General features: G+C 68.0%; 2 protein-coding genes and 2 pseudogenes. 3 read left to right on the top strand and 1 reads right to left on the bottom strand.

The window, feature by feature from the left end; all coding sequences use genetic code 11:
- Positions 1 to 260, top strand: a pseudogene (locus tag DD1DGNOD_RS27165) (transcriptional regulator); the annotation flags it as partial.
- A 4-nt stretch (positions 261 to 264) separates the two neighbouring features.
- Here the strand turns inward: DD1DGNOD_RS27165 and DD1DGNOD_RS16910 are convergent.
- Positions 265 to 498: a hypothetical protein gene (locus tag DD1DGNOD_RS16910; protein WP_206443250.1), complete on the bottom strand. Its 234-nt coding sequence runs from the start codon at positions 496 to 498 to the stop codon at positions 265 to 267.
- On the opposite strand from DD1DGNOD_RS16910, the pseudogene DD1DGNOD_RS16905 reads away from it, so the two are divergent.
- Positions 451 to 627: pseudogene (locus tag DD1DGNOD_RS16905) on the top strand (IS5/IS1182 family transposase); the annotation flags it as partial. The gene DD1DGNOD_RS16910 and the pseudogene DD1DGNOD_RS16905 sit on opposite strands and share 48 nt — an antisense overlap.
- 163 nt (positions 628 to 790) lie before the next feature.
- On the top strand, positions 791 to 1468 hold the full coding sequence (locus DD1DGNOD_RS16900; RefSeq protein WP_206443249.1) for an IS6 family transposase: 678 nt from the start codon (positions 791 to 793) through the stop codon (positions 1466 to 1468).
- The last annotated feature ends 426 nt before the right edge of the window (positions 1469 to 1894 follow it).

The raw sequence follows: 1894 nt of genomic DNA, 5'->3' as shown, positions 1-1894 counted from the left end.
ATGAGTCGCTGCGCGCGTTGATCGCCGAGGTCGGCGACGCCAGCCCGCGGTTCCGCGACCTCTGGGACTCGGGCGCGGCCGGGCCGCACGTCAGCTCCCGCAAGACCATCCCGCACTGCCTCGCCGGCGACCTCGTCCTGGACTGCGACGTGCTGACCGTGCCCGGCTCAGACCTGAGGATCACGCTCTACACCGCGGCGGCGGGCAGCGTCTCGGCCGAGCGCCTGGAGTTCCTGCGCGTCGGCGCGGTGACCAGCTGAGGCGTCAGACCGCGCGGTCCAGCAGCGACAACGGCTGGACGGCCGGGTCGTCGCTGGTGGTGGGGACCGGCGGCGCGATGATGCCCAGGCCCGCGAAGCGCTCCGTGTTCGCGTGCGCGTAGGCGAGGCTGATCTCGGCCGCGGCCGGGTCGAGCGACTCGTCCTGGCCGGAGCCGCGTGCCAGGTCAACTCCTGGATAAACGCCTACGGCAAAATCCGCCGATGCACCGACCACCATGCCGCCATCATCGACTTCTACCTCTACCTCTACCTCGCCGCAGCGATCGTCACCATCCGTCAACTCATCCGACGAGCCAGAACCCTCTACCGCTGGGACACCCGACCCACCACCCGCAGACTCAAGTAGTCACCTATTGCCGGTCGCTCTTAGCGTTGTTTTTTCGCTGGAAACTACGGGCGCCCCATCTGCTGTCGCCGAGGCACTGTTGCGTTGGCGAAGTCCGCCATCTCGGCTACCGATCAGTCATGATCGAATGATGCGCCGACGTCGTGTCCGTCCACCGGTTCCGATGTCGGAGTTCGCCGGGTTCCGCTTCCCTCCCGAGGTGATCGTCCTGGCGGTGCGGTGGTACCTGCGCTACGCCTTGTCCTACCGGGATGTGGAAGAGCTGCTTGCCGAGCGCGGCCTGGTCGTTGATCACGTGACCGTCTACCGGTGCGTGCGCCGGTTCACCCCGCTGCTGCTCGACGCGGCCCGGCCATGCCGGCACACACCGGGTGATCGTTGGTTCGTCGACGAAACGTATGTGAAGGTCGCCGGACGATGGACCTACCTGTACCGGGCCGTCGACCAGTTCGGCCAGGTCATCGACGTGCTGGCCTCCGAGAAGCGGGATCTCGCCGCGGCCCGCCGGTTCTTTACCCGCGCCCTGTCCCACGGCCGGCGGCCTGTCGAGGTGACCACCGACCGGGCCGCCTCCTACCCACGAGTCCTCGACGAACAGCTCCCCGCCGCTCATCACGTCGACGACCAGTACGCGAACAATCCGATCGAGGCCGACCACGGCCGGTTCAAGGCACGACTACGGCCGATGCGCGGCCTGAAACGCCTCCGCTCCGCACAGATCATCGGCTCCGGGCACGCGTTCGTGCAGAACATCCGCCGCGGCCACTACGAACTGGGCGTCGATGCCGACCCCCGGAACCGGCTGACGGCTGCCTTCACCGAGCTCACCCTGGCCCTCTGACCGCCCGCCCGAGACGGCTCCACCACGCCCCGCCCGCCTCCGCCCAATGCAACAGCGCGGCTGCGGGCGCTACTATGAAATAACCTGTGGGTTCTCGGCGCTGCGGCTACCTCTGAATCATGTGTCATGGCCTGGGACAGCGCCTTCCCGGCCATGATTCCTAGTCCAGAGGCGAGTTGACGGTCCTTCGGCATTCCCGAGCTTCCCTCCTCCTTGCTGCATTTTCCCGCACGAGCGGTGAAGGCGAGCATGCGTGGCCGCCCGCGGCCCCCAGGTGGCCGGCGGACGGGGAACACCTGGCGCTGCTGGGAACCTGCCTGGACGGCGTGCCAGCGCCTAGGACAAGGCCCGCCCAGCTGCCGCCCCGTGTGGGCTGGCGCCGCGCCGTACGCTCTCATTGGTTGACCGGAACCCAAGGATCTACGC

This window comes from Candidatus Protofrankia californiensis (assembly GCF_900634765.1).
Taxonomy (GTDB): domain Bacteria; phylum Actinomycetota; class Actinomycetes; order Frankiales; family Frankiaceae; genus Protofrankia; species Protofrankia californiensis.
This window is presented reverse-complemented; position numbering and strand designations above follow the sequence as displayed.

What these genes read in the sequence shown, in the direction of transcription:
- DD1DGNOD_RS16910 (WP_206443250.1), bottom strand. Translation starts at nt 498, where the DNA reads ATGGTGGTCGGTGCATCGGCGGATTTTGCCGTAGGCGTTTATCCAGGA.
- DD1DGNOD_RS16900 (WP_206443249.1), top strand. Translation starts at nt 791, where the DNA reads ATGTCGGAGTTCGCCGGGTTCCGCTTCCCTCCCGAGGTGATCGTCCTG.